The organism is Rhodopseudomonas palustris, assembly GCF_003591005.1.
Taxonomy (GTDB): Bacteria; Pseudomonadota; Alphaproteobacteria; order Rhizobiales; family Xanthobacteraceae; genus Rhodopseudomonas; species Rhodopseudomonas palustris_K.
Genome location: NZ_QYYD01000021.1, coordinates 46890 through 64819 on the forward strand (window position 1 = coordinate 46890; position 17930 = coordinate 64819).

The window sequence follows — 17930 nt, forward strand, 5'->3', positions numbered from 1 at the left end:
AGCTGTTCCTACAACGGCATGTTGTCGTGCTTCTTGGCCGGGACTTCCATCTTCTTGTCGCGCAGCATCGCGAGCGCGCGGGCGATCCGGCGCCTCGTGGCGTGCGGCATGATGACGTCGTCGATGTAGCCGCGTTCGGCGGCGACGAACGGCGACAGGAAGCGGTCCTCGTATTCCTTGGTACGGGCCGCGATCTTGTCGGGGTCGTTCATGTCCTGGCGGAAGATGATCTCGACCGCGCCCTTGGCGCCCATCACGGCGATTTGCGCGGTCGGCCAGGCGTAGTTGATGTCGGCGCCGATCTCCTTCGACGCCATGACGTCGAACGCGCCGCCATAGGCCTTGCGGGTGATCAGCGTCACCAGCGGCACGGTGCATTGCGAGAACGCGAACAAGAGCTTGGCGCCGTGCTTGATCAGGCCGCCGTATTCCTGCGCGGTGCCCGGCAGGAAGCCCGGCACGTCAACAAAGGTCACGATCGGGATGTTGAAGGCGTCGCAGAACCGCACGAAGCGTGCCGCCTTGCGTGAGGCGTCGCTGTCGAGCACGCCGGCCAGCACCATCGGCTGGTTGGCGACGAAGCCGACGGTACGGCCGGCGACGCGGCCGAAGCCGGTGATGATGTTCTTGGCGAACGTATCCTGCAGCTCGAAGAAGTCGCCCTCGTCCACGACCTTCAGGATCAGCTCCTTCATGTCGTAGGGCTTGTTCGGATTGTCCGGGATCAGCGTGTCGAGCGAAAAGTCCTCGCGCTCGATGTCGTCGAAGCTCGGCCATTCCGGCACGCCTTCGGACGAATTGGCCGGCAGGAAGTCGACCAGCCGGCGCATCTGCAGCAGCGTCTCGACGTCGTTCTCGAAGGCGCCGTCGGCGATCGAGGATTTGGTGGCGTGCACCGAGGCGCCGCCGAGTTCTTCCGGCGTCACCACCTCGTTGGTCACCGTCTTGACCACGTCGGGGCCGGTGACGAACATGTAGCTGGTGTTCTTCACCATGAAGATGAAGTCGGTCATCGCCGGGGCGTAGACGTCGCCGCCGGCGCAGGGGCCCATGATGACGCTGATCTGCGGGATCACGCCGGACGCCTGCACCACGCGGCGGAATACGTAGGAGTAACCCGCGAGCGCCGCGACGCCCTCTTGGATGCGGGCGCCGCCGGCGTCGTAGAGGCCGATGATCGGCGCACGCGCCTTCAGCGCCATATCCTGGATCTTGGTGATCTTCGCCGCATGCGTTTCGGACAATGAGCCGCCGAACACGGTGAAATCCTTGGCGAACACGAACACCTTGCGGCCGTTCACGGTGCCCCAGCCGGTGACCACACCGTCTCCCGGAATTTTGGTCTTCTCCATCCCGAATTCGGTCGAGCGGTGCTGGACGAACATGTCCATTTCCTCGAACGAATGCTTGTCGAGCAGCAGGTCGATCCGCTCCCGCGCGGTGAGGCGGCCGCGCGAGTGCTGCGCGTCGATGCGCTTCTCGCCGCCGCCGAGTTTGGCACCGGCGCGACGTTGTTCGAGGGCTTCGAGAACGGACCTCGAGCGGCGCGCCTTATCTATGAGTTTTGCCGAGTGGAGGCAGGTCGGTGCAGATGCCTTCGAAAACGTCGGCGGCCATGCCGATGGTCTCACCGAGGGTCGGATGCGGGTGAATGGTCTTGCCGATATCGACTGCATCGGCACCCATCTCGATCGCCAGACAGATTTCCCCGATCAACTCGCCGGCATGCGGGCCGACGATCACGCCCCCGACGATGCGACCCGTGTCGGCGTCGAACATCAGCTTCGTCATGCCATAGGACGCGCCCGATGCGATCGCCCGGCCGGACGCGGCCCATGGGAATTTGGCCGAACGAATTGTCCCGCCGGACTCAGCAACGTCGCGCTCGGACTTGCCGACCCAGGCGATCTCAGGATCCGTATAAGCGACATTGGGGACGATCTTCGCCGCAAAGGCCGCCGGCTTGCCGGCAGCGACTTCCGCGGCGACGTGCCCCTCATGCACCGCCTTGTGGGCCAGCATCGGTCCGCCGACGACGTCGCCGATGGCGAAGATGTTGTGCGCTGTCGTTCTCATCTGGTCGTCGACTTTGATGAAGCCGTGATCGTCGATTGCGACGTCGATCCGGTCGAGGCCGAGCGCGCCGCTGTTGGGAACGCGGCCGGCCGATTGCAGCACGAGATCGTAGGATCGCGTCTGGACCGATGCGCCCGTGATACCAACCGTCACGCCGCCCGGCGTGATCGCGGCGGTTGTTACGCTGCTGGCAACGTCGATATGCTCGAAGCGATGCGCGTTGCGCGAGCGCCAGATTTTCACCGCATCGGCATCGACGCCGGCCAGGATATCGGGGAGCCGTTCGACGAGATCGATCTTGGCGCCGAGCGCGCTGTAGACGGTCGCCATCTCCAGCCCGATGATCCCCGCGCCGATCACCAGCATGCGTTGCGGAATGCTGCGCAGCGCGAGCGCGCCGGTCGAAGTCACGACCCGCTCGTCCTCGGGAAGCATCGGCAGTTCGACTGCGCGTGAGCCCGTCGCGATGATGCAGTGTCCGAATTCGATCTGCTGCGCACTTGCCGCAGCGCCGGCGACCGCGAGCCGCGTGGCGGAGACGAATGTCGCCGTGCCGCGGATCACGGTGACGCGGCGCGCCGCCGCCATCTGGCTCAGCCCATCCGTCAGCTTCTTGACGGTGCTATCCTTGAATGCGCGCAATGCCGGCAGATCGATCTGCGGCGCGGCGAAACGAATGCCGGTGTCGGCGATCCGCTCGGCTTCCTCCTTGACCGCCGCAACATGCAGCAGCGCCTTCGACGGGATGCAGCCGACATTGAGACAGACACCGCCCAAGGTGTCGTATCGCTCGACGAGCGCCGTCTTCAGTCCGAGGTCTGCGGCCCGATACGCCGCCGAATATCCGCCGGGGCCACCGCCGATCACGACGAGGTCGTAGCGCTGGATATCACTTGCGCGCGGGCCGGCATCGGACTGGCTGGGCGAGACCGTCTCGGCTTTCGCGCCGAGCTCGCGCGATGCCGTCGCCGCGGCCATCGCGATGAGCGTGCCTTGGGACACCTTGTCGCCGACGCGGAGGGCGACGCTTGCGATCACGCCATCGAGCGGCGACGGAATCTCCAGCGTCGCCTTGTCGGATTCGACGACGATCAAGGCCTGCTCGCGCGCGACGACGTCGCCGGGCTTGACGTGAATTTCGACAACTTCAACGTCGCGGAAATCCCCGATGTCGGGGACCCGGATCTCTTCTGTGCGCTGCATCTCTATCCTCACAAAGCCAAGCGCCGCAGATCGGTCAGCACCGAGGCGACGAAGCCGAGGAAGCGGGCTCCCGCCACGCCATCGACCACGCGGTGATCCCACGACAGACTGAGCGGCAGCATCAGCCGCGGCTCGAATTCTCTGCCGTTCCAGACCGCTTCGGTGGCCGCACGCCCGGCGCCGAGGATCGCTACCTCCGGCGCGTTGATGATCGGCGTAAATCCCTGACCGCCGACGCCGCCCAGAGACGACACAGAGAAACAGCCGCCCTGCATATCGGCCGAGGCGAGCTGTCCGGCGATCGCCTTGTCGGCGAGCGAACGCATTTCTGCGGCGATCTGCCGAAGGCCCTTTCGGTCACAGTCTCGGATCACCGGCACGACCAGACCTTTCGGCGTGTCGACGGCGAAGCCGATATGGACGTAGCGCTTGAGGATCAGCTCGTCGCCCTCGAGCGACGAATTGAAGCGCGGGTATTTGATCAGCGCCAGCGCCGCCGCCTTGATCAGCAGCGACACCATGGTGAGCTTCGCGGTGTCTTTCGCCGCCTCGGCATTGGCGAGCTGGCGAAACGCTTCGGCGTCGGTGACGTCGGCGCGGTCGAAATTCGTCACATGAGGAATGACGCTCCAGTTGCGCGCGAGATTGGTGCCGGTCAGCTTCTGGATCCGCGTCAGCGGCAGACGCTCGACCGCTCCATACTTTTCGTAGTCCACCTTGGGCCAATCGAGCGGCGTATGGGAAGCCGGAGTCGTCGCCGGTCCCGATCGCACCAGGCCGTTGACGAAGGCCGCGACATCCTCGCGCAGGATCCGGCCCTTGGGGCCGGTGGGCACGACAGCGTCCAGCGCAACTCCGAGCTCGCGCGCCAACGCGCGGACCGACGGCGATGCATGCGCGGCGCCGGAGGGCTGCTGCGGTGCGCGTGCTCCCGAGTCAGCGACTGGAGCGGCGGGCGCCGGCGGCTTCGGCACCGCGGCCTGTTGCGGGACAACGTGCTCCGGTTTTGGCGCCGGCACAGCCGGCGGCGGCGCGGGGGATTCGCCGCGACCTTCAAGGATCATCAGAACCGAGCCTTGCGAGACTCTCGCGCCGACATCGATCAGCAGCTTGGTCACCGTGCCCGCGGCCGGGGACGGCACCTCCATGGTGGCCTTGTCGGATTCGATCGACAACAGCGGCATGTCGATGGTGACCTCGTCGCCGACCGCCACATTGATTTCGACCACCGGAACGTCTTTGTAGTCGCCGATATCCGGCAGAACGATTTGCATAGAATGCGACATGGCGCTTCGCCCCTCTCTCAGCGGGACCAGGGCGATGGGTCGCCGGCCGGCAATTGATAGCGCGCGATCGCGTCGGCGACCTGCTGCCGCGTGACGTCGCCCGTTTTCGCCAGCGCCGATAGCGCCGCGACGACGATCTGCTGACGATCGACCTCGAAGAAGGCGCGCAGCGCCGCGCGCGTATCGCTGCGCCCGAAGCCGTCGGTGCCGAGCACCGTAAACGGCGCTTCGATGTAGGAGCCGATCAGTTGCGGATAGGCGCGGACATAATCCGACGCCGCGACGATCGGCGTGGTGCCGCCGAGGCACTTGGCGACGTGGCTTTCGACCGGGTCCGACAGCGGCGCGAGCCGATTGGTTCGCTCGACCTCGCGCGCGTCTCGCGCCAACTCGGAATAGCTGGTCGCCGACCAGACTTCGCTCGACACGCCCCATTCGCTGTCCAGCATCGACGCGGCGGCGAGCACTTCCGGCAGAATGGCGCCCGAGCCGACCAGGCGTAGCTTCGCCGGTCCGTCAGCGCTCGGGCGAACCCGATAGAGGCCCTTGATGATGCCCTCTTCCGCATCGGCGGGCATCGAGGGCTGCGCGTAGTTCTCGTTCATTACCGTGAGGTAGTAGAACTCGTCGTTGCCCTGCTCGAGCATCGACCGCATGCCGTGATCGACGATCACGGCCACCTCGTAGGAGAACGCCGGATCGTAAGCCCGGCAGTTCGGCACGGTCGCCGCCATCAGATGGCTGGAGCCGTCCTGATGCTGCAAGCCTTCGCCGCCGAGCGTGGTGCGGCCGGCCGTGGCGCCGATCAGAAAGCCACGTGCACGCTGGTCCGCCGCCGCCCAGATCAAATCGCCGACGCGCTGAAAGCCGAACATCGAGTAGTAGATATAGAACGGCAGCAACGGGAAGTTATGGATGCTGTAGGAGGTCGCCGCGGCGGTCCAGGATGAGATCGCCCCGGCCTCGGTGATGCCCTCCTCGAGCAGCTGACCGTCGATCGCCTCCTTGTAGTACAGCATCGAGCCGGCATCCTCCGGCTCATAGAGCTGCCCTGCCGGCGAGTAGATGCCGACCTGCCGGAACAAATTGGCCATGCCGAAGGTGCGGGCTTCGTCGGCGACGATCGGGACGATGCGCGGCCCCAGCGTCTTGTCCTTCAGCAGATTGGTGAACAGCCGCACGATCGCCATCGTGGTCGAGGTTTCCTTGCCGTCGCCGCGCAGCGCGAACTCGGCATAGGATTGCAGCGGCGGCACGGGCAGCGGCTGCGAGGCGCGTCGCCGCGCCGGCATGTAGCCATCGAGCGCCGCGCGGCGGGCGCGCAGATACTGGATTTCCGCGCTGTCCTCCGCCGGCCTGAAGAACTCCAGGTTTTCGACCTGCGCGTTGCTGAGCGGCAGAGCGAAGCGATCGCGGAACGCATACAGCGCGTCGACGTCGAGCTTCTTGGCCTGGTGCGACGTCATGCGCGACTCGCCGGCGCCGCCCATGCCGTAGCCCTTTTTGGTCTTCGCCAGAATGACGGTGGGCCGGCCCTTGGTGTCCTTGGCGGCAGCAAACGCCGCGAACAGTTTCTTGAAATCGTGACCGCCGCGCTTCAGGCCATCGATATCCGCGTCCGACATGTGCGCGACCAGCGCCCGGACCTCCGGATCCTCGCTGAAGAAGTTGGCGAGGTTGTAGGCTCCATCCTTGGCGCCGAGCGTCTGATATTTGCCGTCGACCGTCTCGGCGAATTTGCGCAGCAGCGCGTGCTTGCTGTCGCGCGCGAAGATATCGTCCCAGTCCGATCCCCACAGCACCTTGATGACGTTCCAGCCTGCGCCCTGGAACAGCGATTCCAATTCCTGGATCACCTGGCCATTGCCGCGGACCGGCCCGTCGAGGCGCTGCAGGTTGCAATTGACGATGAAGGTGAGGTTGTCGAGATTTTCGCGCGCCGCCAGTGCGAGGCCGGCGATCGATTCCGGCTCGTCCATCTCGCCGTCGCCAAACACGCCCCAGACGTGTCGGCCCACCGTCTGCACCAGACCGCGGTGCTGCAGATACTTCATGAACCGCGCCTGGTAGATCGCGCTGATCGGCCCAAGGCCCATCGATGCGGAGGGCACCTGCCAGAACTCGGGCATCAGCCAGGGATGCGGATAGGACGACAGGCCGGGACCGCTCAGTTCCTGGCGATACAGCTTCAGATTCTCGTCCGACAGCCGGCCTTCGAGAAACGCGCGTGCATAGACTCCGGGCGACGAGTGCGGCTGGAAATACACCAAGTCGCCTTCGGACTCCGCGCTCGAGGCGCGGAAGAAATGATTGAAGCCGACTTCAAAAATCTCCGCGGCGGAGGCGTAGCTGGCGACGTGGCCGCCGAGTTCGCCGTAAGCCTTGTTGGCGCGGACCACCATCGCCAGCGCATTCCAGCGAATGATCGCCGTCAACCGGGTCTCGATTGCGATGTCTCCGGGATAAGGCTGCTGCCGCTCCAGCGGAATCGAATTGCGATACGGCGAATAGGGCGGCGCGTCCGGCAGCACGCCGAGCTCCTTGGCACGCCGGTCGAGCGCAGCCAGAATGAAACGCACGCGTTCCGCGCCTGCGCTGTGGTGGAGCGACCCTAGCGACGCGAGCCAATCAGCGGTCTCGACCGCGTCTTGATCGGCGTGGGCTTTGCGCGGCGGATCGATGTGTACAGTCATGCGTCGGGCTCCTCGAAAGCCCGCACGTGGTAGCATCGGGTACTGTGGCACGTGCTGCTGAATACGGCCGCGGTGTGGGCTCGTATGCAGCATTCTCTGCTGCGGGATTAATCAGGAGATGAGCGCGCTACGCTGCGTCGCGGCTTTCTCGACGTTCCGACGACGGAGAATGCCGAATGACTAAGCGTACACGCGCAGGTAGCGGGCATCATGTCGCGGACCGGCGGAACTGACGGCTTGCCGCGACTAGTGACCTGCGCTTGGAAAGCAGCTAATCTCGGATCGCCATCAGGAGTGCGCCAACGCCTGGCAGATTTGACGAATTGGCAGGATGGGAATGCCGCCCGAGACCGAATTCGATCCAGATTTTGCACGGATGGATCTGCCTGATCTGCGGATCAACTACGACCCGGTCGATCCGGATCAGTTCGACCGTCCCATCACTTCGTTCTGTCTTGAAACCAGCAAAGACAACGACGATCTGCCGCTGCACTCGCACCGCAAGGGGCAACTGGTCGTCGCGTCTCATGGCTCGGTGATGTGCCGGGCACCGGGCGGCTTGTGGATCGTGCCGCCGCAAGGCGCGGTGTGGATCCCGGCCGGCGTGCAGCACAGCAACTGCGTCGCCGATTTCGGCAAGCTCTACACCGTGTTCATCGATCCACAGGTCAGCATGCTGCCGCGGACCTGCTGCACGCTGATGATCACATCGCTGGTGCGCGAGTTGATCCACCGGCTATCGGTGTTCCCGCCGCTCTACCCGCTGGAGGGGCCGACCAGCCGCCTCGGGCGGGTGCTGCTCGACGAGCTGGTCCAGATGCCGACGACGGATGAAATGTATCTGCCGATCTCCGCCGACGCCCGTCTTCAACACCTCGCGACATCGCTGCTGCAGAATCCCGGCGACCGCAGCACCATGGACGAGGTCGCTTCGCGCTATGCGATGAGCGAGAGCACATTTGCCCGCCTGATCGTGAAGGAAACGGGGATGACATTCGGGCGCTGGCGACAGCGTCTGCACATCCTCGTCGCGATGCAGCGCCTCACGGCGGGCAGCTCGGTGCAGGCGGTGTCGCTGGAACTCGGGTACGAGACGCCGAGCGCGTTCATCACAATGTTCAAGAAGACGATGGGAAAGAGCCCTCGGCGCTTCCTGGCCGAGCGGGCGCGCATGATCAATTCGGAGATCTTGTCGTAGCGGCTCTCTCGCCGCTCCGGCCGCCAGTGGTGACGGCCCCACGATCATGGTGGGGCCGCATAGCGTCGGAAGGTCAGCGCTTGCTGTAGGGCGCGAGCGGATATTCAAGCGACGCTTCGGCGATGGCCTTTGGAGCCACCACCCGCGGCCTGCCCTTCAGGCCCTGCAGCATCACCATCGAACAATGAATATTCTGCCCGGTGTCGTCGAACTTGGTGTTGTCGCCATACATCAGCGTCGGCTTCAGATCGGTGGCCTTCAGCGCGCCGTGAATCGCCGCCGATTCTGTCGACGCTGCCCGCGTCACCGCATCTGCGACGATCTGCACGGCCTCGAACGCGCAGCCGGCATTAGCATCGAACCAATCGTTCGGGTAGTCGGACGTGAACATCTTCATGATCTTGTCGGTCTCGGCCCCCTTCGGATTGAGCCACAGCGCCGACAGGATCGGCCCGTCACCGTATTTTCCGAGCGCGTCGTGATACGCCTTGTCGGACACGCCGTTGGAATTGGGCGAGAACACCATCTTCGGATCCCAGCCCTGCTTGATGCATTCGCGCGCGATCATGATCGCGTCGTTGACGCGCGTGACCGAGATCAGCGCATCGGCGCCCGACGCTTTCGCCTTGGCGACCTCGACCGACAGATCCTTGGCCTTCTCGTCATAGGCGACATACTGCGCGATCTTGAGCGGGACATCGACTTCCTTCCAGGCCTGACCGATGCTCGCCGCGGTCGATTGCCCCATCGTGTTGTTGAGATGCAGCACGACGGCGCTGCTCGGCGGATCCTTTAGCGTGCCGAGCACCGACTTCAGTTCGGCCAGCGATTGCCGCACGATGGTGAGTGACGTCGGATAATAGCGGAACACCTGGGTGAAGCCCTGCGAGGTCACCTGGGTGGCGCTCGCGATGTGGACCACCATCGGCACCTTGGCGGCCTCGCAGGCCTGCAGCGCCGAGATCGTGGCGCCGGAATCCCAGGCGCCGATCAGCACGGTGCAGCCCTGCCGGATCAGGCTCTCAGCAGCGATGCGGCCGTTCTCCGGGCGGCTCTGCGTGTCAGCGTGAACGATCTCGATGTCGAGGCCGAATTTCTCACGCGCGAACTTGGCGCCGAGATCGATGCCGCGCACGCAGGCCTGGCCGGGAAACGCCAGCACGCCGCTGCTCGGCATGATCGCCCCGACCTTCACCTTGGTCTTCGCCGCGAAGGATGGCCTTGTTACCAGGCCCGCCGCAATTCCCAATCCGGTTCCGACAATCGTCCGCCGCGTGAGTCCGCCTTGCTTGGTCATCTCGATGCCCTGTTGCTGAAGGAAAGAAAACGATCTCGACTCGTAGCTTCGTCCACGTAGTTGCGACCGGCGTCGGCAAGCGTCGCCGTGCGCTGCGCCGGCCGCCGTTGTCAAAGGCCCATCTCGGCCTTGATCAGTCGTTCCTCGGTCTCGTCATAGAGCGAGGCGATCAGCGCGTGATAGCGCTCGTTGATCTGCTTGCGACGCTTCTTGCGCGTCGGCGTCATCACGCCGTTCTCCAGCGACAATTCCTCCGGCAGGATGCGGAACGCCTTGATCTGCTCGGCTCGCGCCAGTTTTCCGTTGGCCTTGCCGATTTCCGCCTCGATCAGCCGGTTGACGATCTCGGAGGATGCGAGATCTGCGTAGCTGGCGATCTTGTCGTCGCGCGACCTTGCCCAATCCATCGTGGCGGTGGCATCGACCTCGATCAGCGCGGTGAGATATTTTCGTCCCTCCCCGATCACCGCCGCTTCGGAGATGAAAGGGCTGTGCCGCAGTTCGTTTTCGATCTGTGTCGGGCTGATCGACTTGCCGTTGGAGGTGTTGATGATCTCCTTCTTGCGGTCGACCAGCTTGAACAGCCCATCCGCCGACACCTCGACGATGTCGCCGGTGTAGAGCCAGCCGTCGCGTAGCGCTGACTTGGTCTCCTCCGGCTTGTTCCAATAGCCGGCAAACAAGCCCGGCCCGCGGACGATCATCTCGCCGTCTTGCAACACGGCGGTTTCCCAGGCCGGATCGGGCAGCGGCACGCCGACATTGCCGGCCTGCGGCCACTCCGCCATCTGCACCAGATTGGCGCCGACCAGTTCGGTCTGGCCGTAGCATTCCTTGAGCTGCAGGCCCCACAGCTGCCACAGCGACATCAGCTCGGACGGCATCGCAGCCGACGAGGTGAACGCGACCTTGAGCTCGTCGAAACCGATCTCCGCGAGCAGCGGCTGGAACACCTCGGCGCGGCAAGCCGCGAACAGTTTGGCGACGAAGGCATCCTCGTCGCCGCGCTGACGGTCTTCGAGTGCCCGGCGCGCGATCGTCATGGCGAGGGCGTAGTTCGGATTTCCGGCCGCGCCGGCCGGGTGCACTTTGCTGAGGATCTGGGTCGCAAACCGCTGATAGAATCGCGGCGGCGCCATGTAATAGGTGGGCTTCACCTCCTTGATCGTCTGGGCGAAGTCCGCGGTGGTCTCGCCGAAATACGGAACCGCGTCGGCGAACAGCGGCAGCGCCGTCGCCTGCCCGCGCGCGACGGTGTGCGACATCGGCAAATGCACCACCACCCGGTGCTCGTCCTCGCGCATGCTGGGGCCGAACAAGGTGATGCAATGAGCGCCGGCCAGAACGGAGAGATGCGTCAACATCGCCCCTTTAGGATTGCCGGTCGTCCCCGACGTGTAGCCGATGCTGACCACGTCCGACGCCTTCGCGATCGCGCTCTCTTTTTGCAGATAAGCCTGCGCGTTAACGTCCTCTGCGCCGACGAACTCGGCGAGCGACGTGATCGACGCTGTGGCCTCGCCGGTCCAATCGGGATCGAGCACGACGATGCCGCGGAGTTGCTCGGCCTGACCGGAGGCGAGCACGATGCGAAGCTGCTGTTCGCCGCCGACGAAGGCGAACTTCGCGCCCGAGTCCGTGAGGCAGTAAGCCACTTCTTCGGACGACGAGGTGAAGTACACGCCCACCATGACGCCGCCGGCGCACATCGTGGCCATGTCGGCGATCAGCCACTCTTCGGACGAATCGCCCATGATCGCGACCCGGTCGCCGCGTTCGAGACCAGCACGCCGCAGCGCGCTGGCCAGGTTCACGACACGCTGCGCATAGGCGCCCCACGTCATGGCGGTCCAGACGCCGTGACGTTTCTGTTGCAAGGCGATCTTGTCGGGCCGCTCCGCGAGCCGCGCAGCCAGAAGCTGCGCGACGGTCGTATCGGCCAACTGGGCGCCGGATGTAATCGCAGCGACGTCCATCTCAGCGCTCCGCGAAACGCTTGCGCTTGGCGGCGAATGCGGCGACCGCCTCGGCCCGCTCGGGCGATTTGAACGTCAACATCTCCAGCGCCGCCGAGGTGTCGAGCAGCAAATGGGTGTACTGCTTGATGATCTTGTTGACGCTGTATTTGGTCCAGATGATCGATTCTTTCGGCCCGCTCGCCAGCAGCTCGGCATACTCGATCGCGGCATCGAGCACGCTGCCGTCGGTGATCACCTCGTTGATCATGCCGATCGCGGCCGCTTTCTCGGCGGAGATGAATTCGCCGGTCATGAGATAGTGCTTGGCCCGGACCGGCCCCATCAACAGCGGCCACATCACCGCACCACCGTCGCCGGCGACGACGCCGGCATTGACATGCGTGTCGGCGAAGCGCGCGGTCGCGCTGGCGTAGATCACGTCGCAGAATAGCGCGAGCGTGGCCCCGAGGCCGACCGCAACGCCGTTGACGGCCGCGACGATCGGAACTTCGACTTCCAGCATGTTGCGGATCAGGTGACGACCGCTGCGCGTCGGCGACGGCAGCGTGCCCTTGTCCAGCGACTTCTGGTCGCCGCCCGAGCAAAACCCGCGGCCGGCGCCGGTGAGAACGATCGCGTTGACGGAGCTGTCGTGATCCAATTTGACGAAGACGTCTTCGAGCTCCTCGTGCATCTCCCAGTTGATGGCGTTGAGGATCTCCGGGCGATTCATCGTCACGACCGCAACGCCGGTGGCGCGCTTGTCGACGAGCAGATACTTGTAGTTGAATTGCGACATCGATCTCACCGTTGCTTACTGGTTCTGGCTGCGCATCTGGCGGATCGTGCCGAGGATTTCCTCGGTCGGCCGCACGACGTTGTTGCGATCGTTGAAATGCGGGATCACGTAGCGGCCGACCATGTCGATCGCCTCCATGATCTTTTCGTGCGGCACGGAGTCCATGTGCAGCAGCACTTCGTCGATCCCCATGGCCTCGAACTTCTCGATCTGGCGGATGACCGTATCGGGGCTGCCGCACACCGTGGTGGCCGACTCGTTGACCAAGTAGTCCCAGTCATTGGCGGCACGCTCCATCGACGGCACGCTCTCGCCCATGTATTTGTAATCGTCGGCAATCGCCGCGAGGCGCGGATAGGCGTCGGTCGAGATCTTGGCGTAGTGCATCAGCGGGCCGGCATAGTCCGCCTTGGCCTGCTCGTCGGTCTTGCCGATGCCGATGAACAGCGGGACGCCGATGCGCGGACGCTGCAGCGGGCCTTCCTCGTCGCGCTTCCAGTTCTTGTGGTAGGCGTCGATCAGCTTCTGCTGGGCGTCCCAGCCCTGATAGATGTTGCTGCTCATCACCGCGAAGCCCTGCGACCCCGCCCAGACGTGGCTGCGCTCGCTGGTCGCGGCGATGCCGATCACCGGATGCGGCTTCTGCAGCGGCTTGGGCACCAGCTGACGCGGCGGGATCTGGTAGTACTTGCCGTCGAAGGTGAAGATGTCCTGGCGCATCGCCTTCTTCAGCAGCGCCAGCCCTTCTTCCATCTGCGGCAGCGTCTCGTTCGGGTCGACGTTGAACGCCCGCATCGCGATCGTCGTATTGGCGCGGCCGCCGTAGAATTCCATCCGGCCGTTGGACAGGATATCGGTCACCGCAAGCCGCTCGGCCGAGCGCAAGGCGTGGTTGATGCGCTGCGGCATCAACGTCACGGCCGCGCGCAGCTTGACGCGCGACGTCACCGCGGCCAGATAGCCGAACACCACTTCGGGCGCCGAGCTCGATATGCCGCCGAGCGCGACGTGCTGCTCGGAGAGCGCGACGCAGTCGAAGCCGACTTTCTCGGCCAGGCGGACTTCGTCGACCAGTTCGTGAAGCCTGCGCGAGTAACTGTGGCCGACCTGGGTTTCCTGCTCAGACCAGAACCCAAACGTAAGTGCCATGTCTCAATCCTTTTAGCTTTCGAGATGGCACAGGGTTTCATAGGCAGAGCGATATTTTCGCCCGAAGGCCGCGCCGCGTAGCAACGCTTTCCGAATTTTATGCTGTCCGCATTCGTAAGATGGCAGAAGCCGCAAAACGCATGGATGCGCGGGGCCGTCAGCGGCGGGCGTCGCCGGCCGGAGTGCCGCCATCGAACGTCTCGATCAGCAGGTCGGCGACCGCCGCGAGGCAGGCTTCGCCGATCTCACGGCTCGCGCCGAACGGGCTGCCGATCACGCCGTTAGCCGACACCGAGCGGATGCCGTTCTTCCACATCATTTCGAGATCGGCCTCCGACAAGCCGCCGAGATGGCCGACCTCGAAGCGGTCCTGCCTGACGCTGTCCGGCCGGATGACCATCATCAGCGAGGTCTCGGCGATATCGGCGTGGCCGCCGACGGCCGCCACATCGCCTCCGGCATCGCGCACCGCGTGGCGCCACGTGTCGATCCATGTCGTCGAGTCGGTGAACGCCAGGATCTCGACATCCGAAGAGACGGCTTCGCGCAGGCGACCGAGCATGTCCTTGAGCACCGGAAAATTGCCGATATGGCCTGAATGGATGAGGATGCGCTTGAACCCGTGCCGCGCCATGCTGGTGCAATAATCGAGACAAATCGCTTCGAGCGTCTCTGGGCGCAGCGAAATCGTGCCTGCGAACGGCAGGTGGTGAGACGAGCAGCCGGTCTTGATCGTCGGCGCCACCAGCGTGGCGCCGCGGCGGCGCGCGATCCGCTCGGCCAGCGCGTCGGCATGATCCGCGTCCATGCCCAAAGACAAATGCGGCCCATGCTGCTCGACGGCCCCGAGCGGGATCACCACCGTGGTGCAGCCTTGCGCCAGCGCAGCGGCGATTTCCTCGTGGCTCATCTGCTCCAGATAGATCTGGTCGGGATATCCGCGCGCCATCAGCTCAGCCCTTATTGTTCTTCGACAGAAACCTCGCCCGCGCGTTGGTCGAACTCTCGGCTGTGACGTAGGCGTCGAGATCCGCCACGGTCATCTCCTCGAGCGCCTGATCGCTCATCTGGGCGGTGCGGTTGAGCGATCGTTTGATGGCGTGGAACAGCTTGCGGTCCTTCTGCCGCAGTGCGCCGCAGACCTCGCGGGCCCGGGACGCCACCTCCGCGGTCGCGACGATCTCGTTCACGGCGCCGATCGCCACGGCGTGCTCGGCGCCGACGAGGTCGCCCCAATACAGCAGTTGCTGCGCCGCCCGCACGCCGAGCTTTTCGACGGCGCGGCGCATGCCTTTGGTCACCGGCAGCAGGCCGTGGTTGATTTCCGGAAATCCGACCTTGCACGCCGCATCGGCCACGACGTAGTCCGCATGCAGCAGAAACTCCAAGGCGCCGCCGACCGCGTAGCCGCGAACGGCGCAGACGATGGGCCCCGGATAAGTCTCCATCACCACCAGCAGTTCGTGGAAGAACCGGATGCGCGGCCTTGCGACCTCGAGCCCCACGACTTCCTTGATATCGCCGCCGGCGCTGAAGAAGCGGTCGCCGCTGCCGGTGAGAATGATGCCGGGCGGGCTCTCCTCGCCGGCAAGGCCCTTGATGGTGTCCAGCAGTTCGACGATGAGCTGCGCGTTCAGCGCGTTGGCCGGCGGCCGGTTCATGGTGATCGTGACCAGATCGCGATCGCGCTCGATCAGGAGGGAAGTGGTGGTGTTCATCGGCAAGACCCAGGCGACAGGCGGCTGCAACAGAAGGGAATCGGTGGACCGGACGGCGGCGGCGCAACGAAAGTCGCCACGCCAGCGGGCCAAGCGAGACGGCGCGCCTTACAGTCCCAGATAGGCACGCTGGACATCGGGGTTCTCGAGCAGATCGCGGCTCGGTCCATGCAGCACCACCGAGCCGTTCTCGAGCACATAGCCGCGGCTGCTCAGCGCCAGCGATTTCGCGACATTCTGCTCGACCAGCAGCACCGTGATGCCCCGGTCGTTGAGCGATTTGACGACGTCGAACATCACGTCGGTGAGCGCCGGCGACAGCCCGATCGACGGCTCGTCGAACATCACGATCTCGGGCTTCGACATGATCGCCCGGCCGATCGCCAGCATCTGCTGCTCGCCGCCGGACAGCGTGCCGGCCAGTTGGTCCCGCCGTTCGCGCAGCCGCCCGAACAACTGATAGACGGAGTCGAGCGTGGTCGCGCGATCTTGCCTCGCGCGCTTCAGCGAGCCGCCGATCAACAGATTGTCCTCGACCGAGAGCGCGCCGAAGATCTGGCGGCCTTCGGCGACCTGGGCGATGCCCATTTCGCAGATGTCCCACGGAGGCCGCCGCGAAATATCGACCCCGTTGATCCTCACGGACCCGCGCGACGACGGCACGATCCCGGCGATCGAGCGGATCAGCGATGTCTTGCCGGCGCCGTTGGCGCCGACCACGCAGATTAGTTCGCCCTTGTGGATGCGGAGCGAGACGCCGTTCAGCGCATTCGAGCCGTCATAGGCCACGCACAAATCGTCGATGGTGAGCAGCGCATCGTCAGGCATGGAAGCCGGCTCCCAGATAACTTTCCAGCACCGCAGGATCCGCCACCACTTCCGACGGTTTGCCCTCGGCGATCTTGGCGCCGTGGTGAAGCACCACCACGGTCGACGCCACTTCCATCACGATCCGCATCACGTGCTCGACCAATAGGATCGTCAGTCCGCCCGCGGCGAGCTTGTGCAGCACGCCGACGACGCCGGCCGCTTCCGTCGGCCGCAGCCCCGCCATCACCTCGTCGAGCAGCAGCAGTTTGGGCCGGGTCGACAGCGCCTTGGCCATCTCCAGCATCTTGCGATCGGGCAACGTCAACTGATCGGTGCGGGCATTCGCCTTGCCGGCGAGCCCGACGCTCTCGAGCGACTCATAGGCCTTCTCACGCGCCTCCTTGACGCTCGTCGTCCAGCTGAAGGCGCCGACCATCGCATTCTCCAGCACCGACATGTCTTTCATCGGCCGAACGATCTGGAAGGTCCGCGCAATGCCCATGCGGCACACCGCTTCGGGCGGCTCGCGCTCGAGCGAACGGCCTTCGAACACCACCTGCCCGGCGGTCGGCCGCAGCGCGCCGGCGACGAGATTGAAGCAGGTTGTCTTGCCGGCGCCGTTCGGCCCGATCAGCGCGGTGATGCGGCCTGCCTCCAATGAGAAGCTGACGTCGTTGACCGCGACCAATCCGATGAACGCCTTCGTGAGGTTCTTCACTTCGAGCAGCGCGGTCATTCTTCGACCTTCCGCAATTGTGCAATCGGTCCACGCGCCGGCAGCTGGATCGCCTCATAGCGCCGGACAATCGCCGGCCAGATCCCGTCGGGCAGAAACCACACGACCAGGATCAGCACCGCCCCGTAGGCGACGCTGTTCAGTCCGGGCAGCCCTAGGCTGTCGCCGAGCGCTCCCATGGCGTGATGCAGCGGGATCGCCGCCAACGAGCCGACCAGCGGACCGAATGCGGTACCCAAGCCGCCGACGACGGGGCCGATCAGGACGTCGACCGAGATGCCCATGCCCATGATAGAGTCCGGAAAGATCGCGCCCTGCACCAGCCCCAGCACGCCGCCGCCGATCGCGGCCGTCGCGGCCGAGATCGACACCACCAGAACCTTGTGGCGAAAGGTTCGCACCCCCAGCGCGCGGGCGGCCTCGTCGTCATCCCGCATCGCCCGCCAGACGTAGCCCCAATAGGACCGCGAGATCATTTCCGTTCCCGCGACGCCGAGCGCCGCGAGGGCGAGCGCGACGAAGTAATAGAACCGCGCGTCGCCGCGCAGCATCGCCAGATCCATCGCCCCGCTCGGCGCCTGATAGAACAGGCCCTGCATGCCGCCGACATAGTCCCAGCCGCCGAACATGATCCGGGCAAATTCGGCGGCCGCGATCGTCAGCAGCGCGAAATAGATGCCGCGGACTTCAAAGCGAAAGCTCAGCCACGCCAGCACCGCGCCGACGAAGCCGGCTATCACCGCGCCGAGCAGCAGACCGATCCATGGCGTGATGCCGTATTTGATGTTCAGGATCGCGACCGCATACGCCCCGATCCCGACGAACAGCGCGTGACCGATCGACAGCTGCCCGCCGATCCCGAGCATCAGGTTCCACGACTGTCCCATGAAGGTGAACAACAGGACGATCGTCAGCAGCGAGATGACGTAGGCGTTGGACGTGCCGCCCACCACGGCCAGCACGGCGAACACCAGAGCGCCGGCGCCCCAGCGCTTGATGTCGCTCAA

At 64.9% G+C, this 17930-nt stretch carries 14 protein-coding genes; 1 reads left to right on the forward strand and 13 read right to left on the reverse strand.

Annotated elements, in window-relative coordinates; translation table 11 throughout:
* Window positions 1–8 precede the first annotated feature (8 nt).
* Genes D4Q52_RS19200 through mdeB form a run of 4 tightly spaced genes read right to left on the reverse strand, consistent with a single transcriptional unit; the run spans window position 9 to window position 7258 of the window.
* Window positions 9–1559, reverse strand: coding sequence for an acyl-CoA carboxylase subunit beta (locus tag D4Q52_RS19200; protein ID WP_119858244.1), 1551 nt, complete (start codon window positions 1557–1559; stop codon window positions 9–11).
* Complete coding sequence (gene lpdA, locus D4Q52_RS19205) at window positions 1552–3279, reverse strand: dihydrolipoyl dehydrogenase (protein ID WP_119858187.1); 1728 nt, start codon at window positions 3277–3279, stop codon at window positions 1552–1554. The genes D4Q52_RS19200 and lpdA overlap by 8 nt, the downstream gene beginning before the upstream one ends.
* Before the next feature lie 8 nt (window positions 3280–3287).
* Window positions 3288–4565 (reverse strand): 2-oxo acid dehydrogenase subunit E2, encoded by a 1278-nt coding sequence (locus D4Q52_RS19210; protein WP_119858188.1) that lies wholly within the window; start codon window positions 4563–4565, stop codon window positions 3288–3290.
* A gap of 17 nt (window positions 4566–4582) precedes the next feature.
* Window positions 4583–7258, reverse strand: a complete 2676-nt coding sequence (mdeB, locus tag D4Q52_RS19215; RefSeq protein WP_119858189.1) for an alpha-ketoglutarate dehydrogenase — start codon at window positions 7256–7258, stop codon at window positions 4583–4585.
* Window positions 7259–7595: 337 nt separating this feature from the next.
* Between mdeB and D4Q52_RS19220 the strand changes: the two genes are divergently transcribed.
* On the forward strand, window positions 7596–8456 hold the full coding sequence (locus D4Q52_RS19220; RefSeq protein ID WP_182915364.1) for an AraC family transcriptional regulator: 861 nt from the start codon (window positions 7596–7598) through the stop codon (window positions 8454–8456).
* 73 nt (window positions 8457–8529) lie between these two features.
* On the opposite strand, the gene D4Q52_RS19225 is transcribed toward D4Q52_RS19220, so the two are convergent.
* From D4Q52_RS19225 to D4Q52_RS19265, 9 genes are all read right to left on the reverse strand, one after another.
* On the reverse strand, window positions 8530–9753 hold the full coding sequence (locus tag D4Q52_RS19225; RefSeq protein ID WP_119858190.1) for an ABC transporter substrate-binding protein: 1224 nt from the start codon (window positions 9751–9753) through the stop codon (window positions 8530–8532).
* 110 nt (window positions 9754–9863) lie between these two features.
* Window positions 9864–11729, reverse strand: a complete 1866-nt coding sequence (locus tag D4Q52_RS19230; RefSeq protein WP_119858191.1) for an AMP-dependent synthetase/ligase — start codon at window positions 11727–11729, stop codon at window positions 9864–9866.
* A 1-nt stretch (window position 11730) separates the two neighbouring features.
* Entirely contained in the window at window positions 11731–12510 is a 780-nt protein-coding gene (locus tag D4Q52_RS19235) for an enoyl-CoA hydratase/isomerase family protein (RefSeq protein WP_119858192.1), read from the reverse strand.
* Window positions 12511–12525: 15 nt separating this feature from the next.
* Complete coding sequence (locus D4Q52_RS19240) at window positions 12526–13659, reverse strand: LLM class flavin-dependent oxidoreductase (RefSeq protein WP_119858193.1); 1134 nt, start codon at window positions 13657–13659, stop codon at window positions 12526–12528.
* Window positions 13660–13816: 157 nt separating this feature from the next.
* Window positions 13817–14608 carry a creatininase family protein gene (locus tag D4Q52_RS19245; RefSeq protein ID WP_119858194.1) on the reverse strand — a complete coding sequence of 264 codons (792 nt, stop codon included), beginning with the start codon at window positions 14606–14608 and terminating at the stop codon, window positions 13817–13819.
* A 4-nt stretch (window positions 14609–14612) separates the two neighbouring features.
* Complete coding sequence (locus tag D4Q52_RS19250; protein ID WP_119858246.1) at window positions 14613–15377, reverse strand: enoyl-CoA hydratase/isomerase family protein; 765 nt, start codon at window positions 15375–15377, stop codon at window positions 14613–14615.
* A 108-nt stretch (window positions 15378–15485) separates the two neighbouring features.
* On the reverse strand, window positions 15486–16205 hold the full coding sequence (locus tag D4Q52_RS19255; protein WP_119858195.1) for an ABC transporter ATP-binding protein: 720 nt from the start codon (window positions 16203–16205) through the stop codon (window positions 15486–15488).
* Window positions 16198–16923: an ABC transporter ATP-binding protein gene (locus D4Q52_RS19260; RefSeq protein WP_119858196.1), complete on the reverse strand. Its 726-nt coding sequence runs from the start codon at window positions 16921–16923 to the stop codon at window positions 16198–16200. Before D4Q52_RS19260 ends, D4Q52_RS19255 begins: the two co-directional genes overlap by 8 nt.
* Window positions 16920–17930: a branched-chain amino acid ABC transporter permease gene (locus tag D4Q52_RS19265; protein WP_234831252.1), complete on the reverse strand. Its 1011-nt coding sequence runs from the start codon at window positions 17928–17930 to the stop codon at window positions 16920–16922. Before D4Q52_RS19265 ends, D4Q52_RS19260 begins: the two co-directional genes overlap by 4 nt.

Excerpts from the sequence above, each read along its gene's own strand:
- D4Q52_RS19250 (WP_119858246.1), bottom strand. The coding sequence starts at position 15,377 with ATGAACACCACCACTTCCCTCCTGATCGAGCGCGATCGCGATCTGGTC.
- D4Q52_RS19225 (WP_119858190.1), bottom strand. The coding sequence starts at position 9,753 with ATGACCAAGCAAGGCGGACTCACGCGGCGGACGATTGTCGGAACCGGA.
- D4Q52_RS19245 (WP_119858194.1), bottom strand. The coding sequence starts at position 14,608 with ATGGCGCGCGGATATCCCGACCAGATCTATCTGGAGCAGATGAGCCAC.
- D4Q52_RS19235 (WP_119858192.1), bottom strand. The coding sequence starts at position 12,510 with ATGTCGCAATTCAACTACAAGTATCTGCTCGTCGACAAGCGCGCCACC.
- D4Q52_RS19210 (WP_119858188.1), bottom strand. The coding sequence starts at position 4,565 with ATGTCGCATTCTATGCAAATCGTTCTGCCGGATATCGGCGACTACAAA.
- D4Q52_RS19255 (WP_119858195.1), bottom strand. The coding sequence starts at position 16,205 with ATGCCTGACGATGCGCTGCTCACCATCGACGATTTGTGCGTGGCCTAT.
- D4Q52_RS19260 (WP_119858196.1), bottom strand. The coding sequence starts at position 16,923 with ATGACCGCGCTGCTCGAAGTGAAGAACCTCACGAAGGCGTTCATCGGA.
- D4Q52_RS19240 (WP_119858193.1), bottom strand. The coding sequence starts at position 13,659 with ATGGCACTTACGTTTGGGTTCTGGTCTGAGCAGGAAACCCAGGTCGGC.
- D4Q52_RS19220 (WP_182915364.1), top strand. The coding sequence starts at position 7,596 with ATGCCGCCCGAGACCGAATTCGATCCAGATTTTGCACGGATGGATCTG.
- mdeB (WP_119858189.1), bottom strand. The coding sequence starts at position 7,258 with ATGACTGTACACATCGATCCGCCGCGCAAAGCCCACGCCGATCAAGAC.
- lpdA (WP_119858187.1), bottom strand. The coding sequence starts at position 3,279 with ATGCAGCGCACAGAAGAGATCCGGGTCCCCGACATCGGGGATTTCCGC.
- D4Q52_RS19230 (WP_119858191.1), bottom strand. The coding sequence starts at position 11,729 with ATGGACGTCGCTGCGATTACATCCGGCGCCCAGTTGGCCGATACGACC.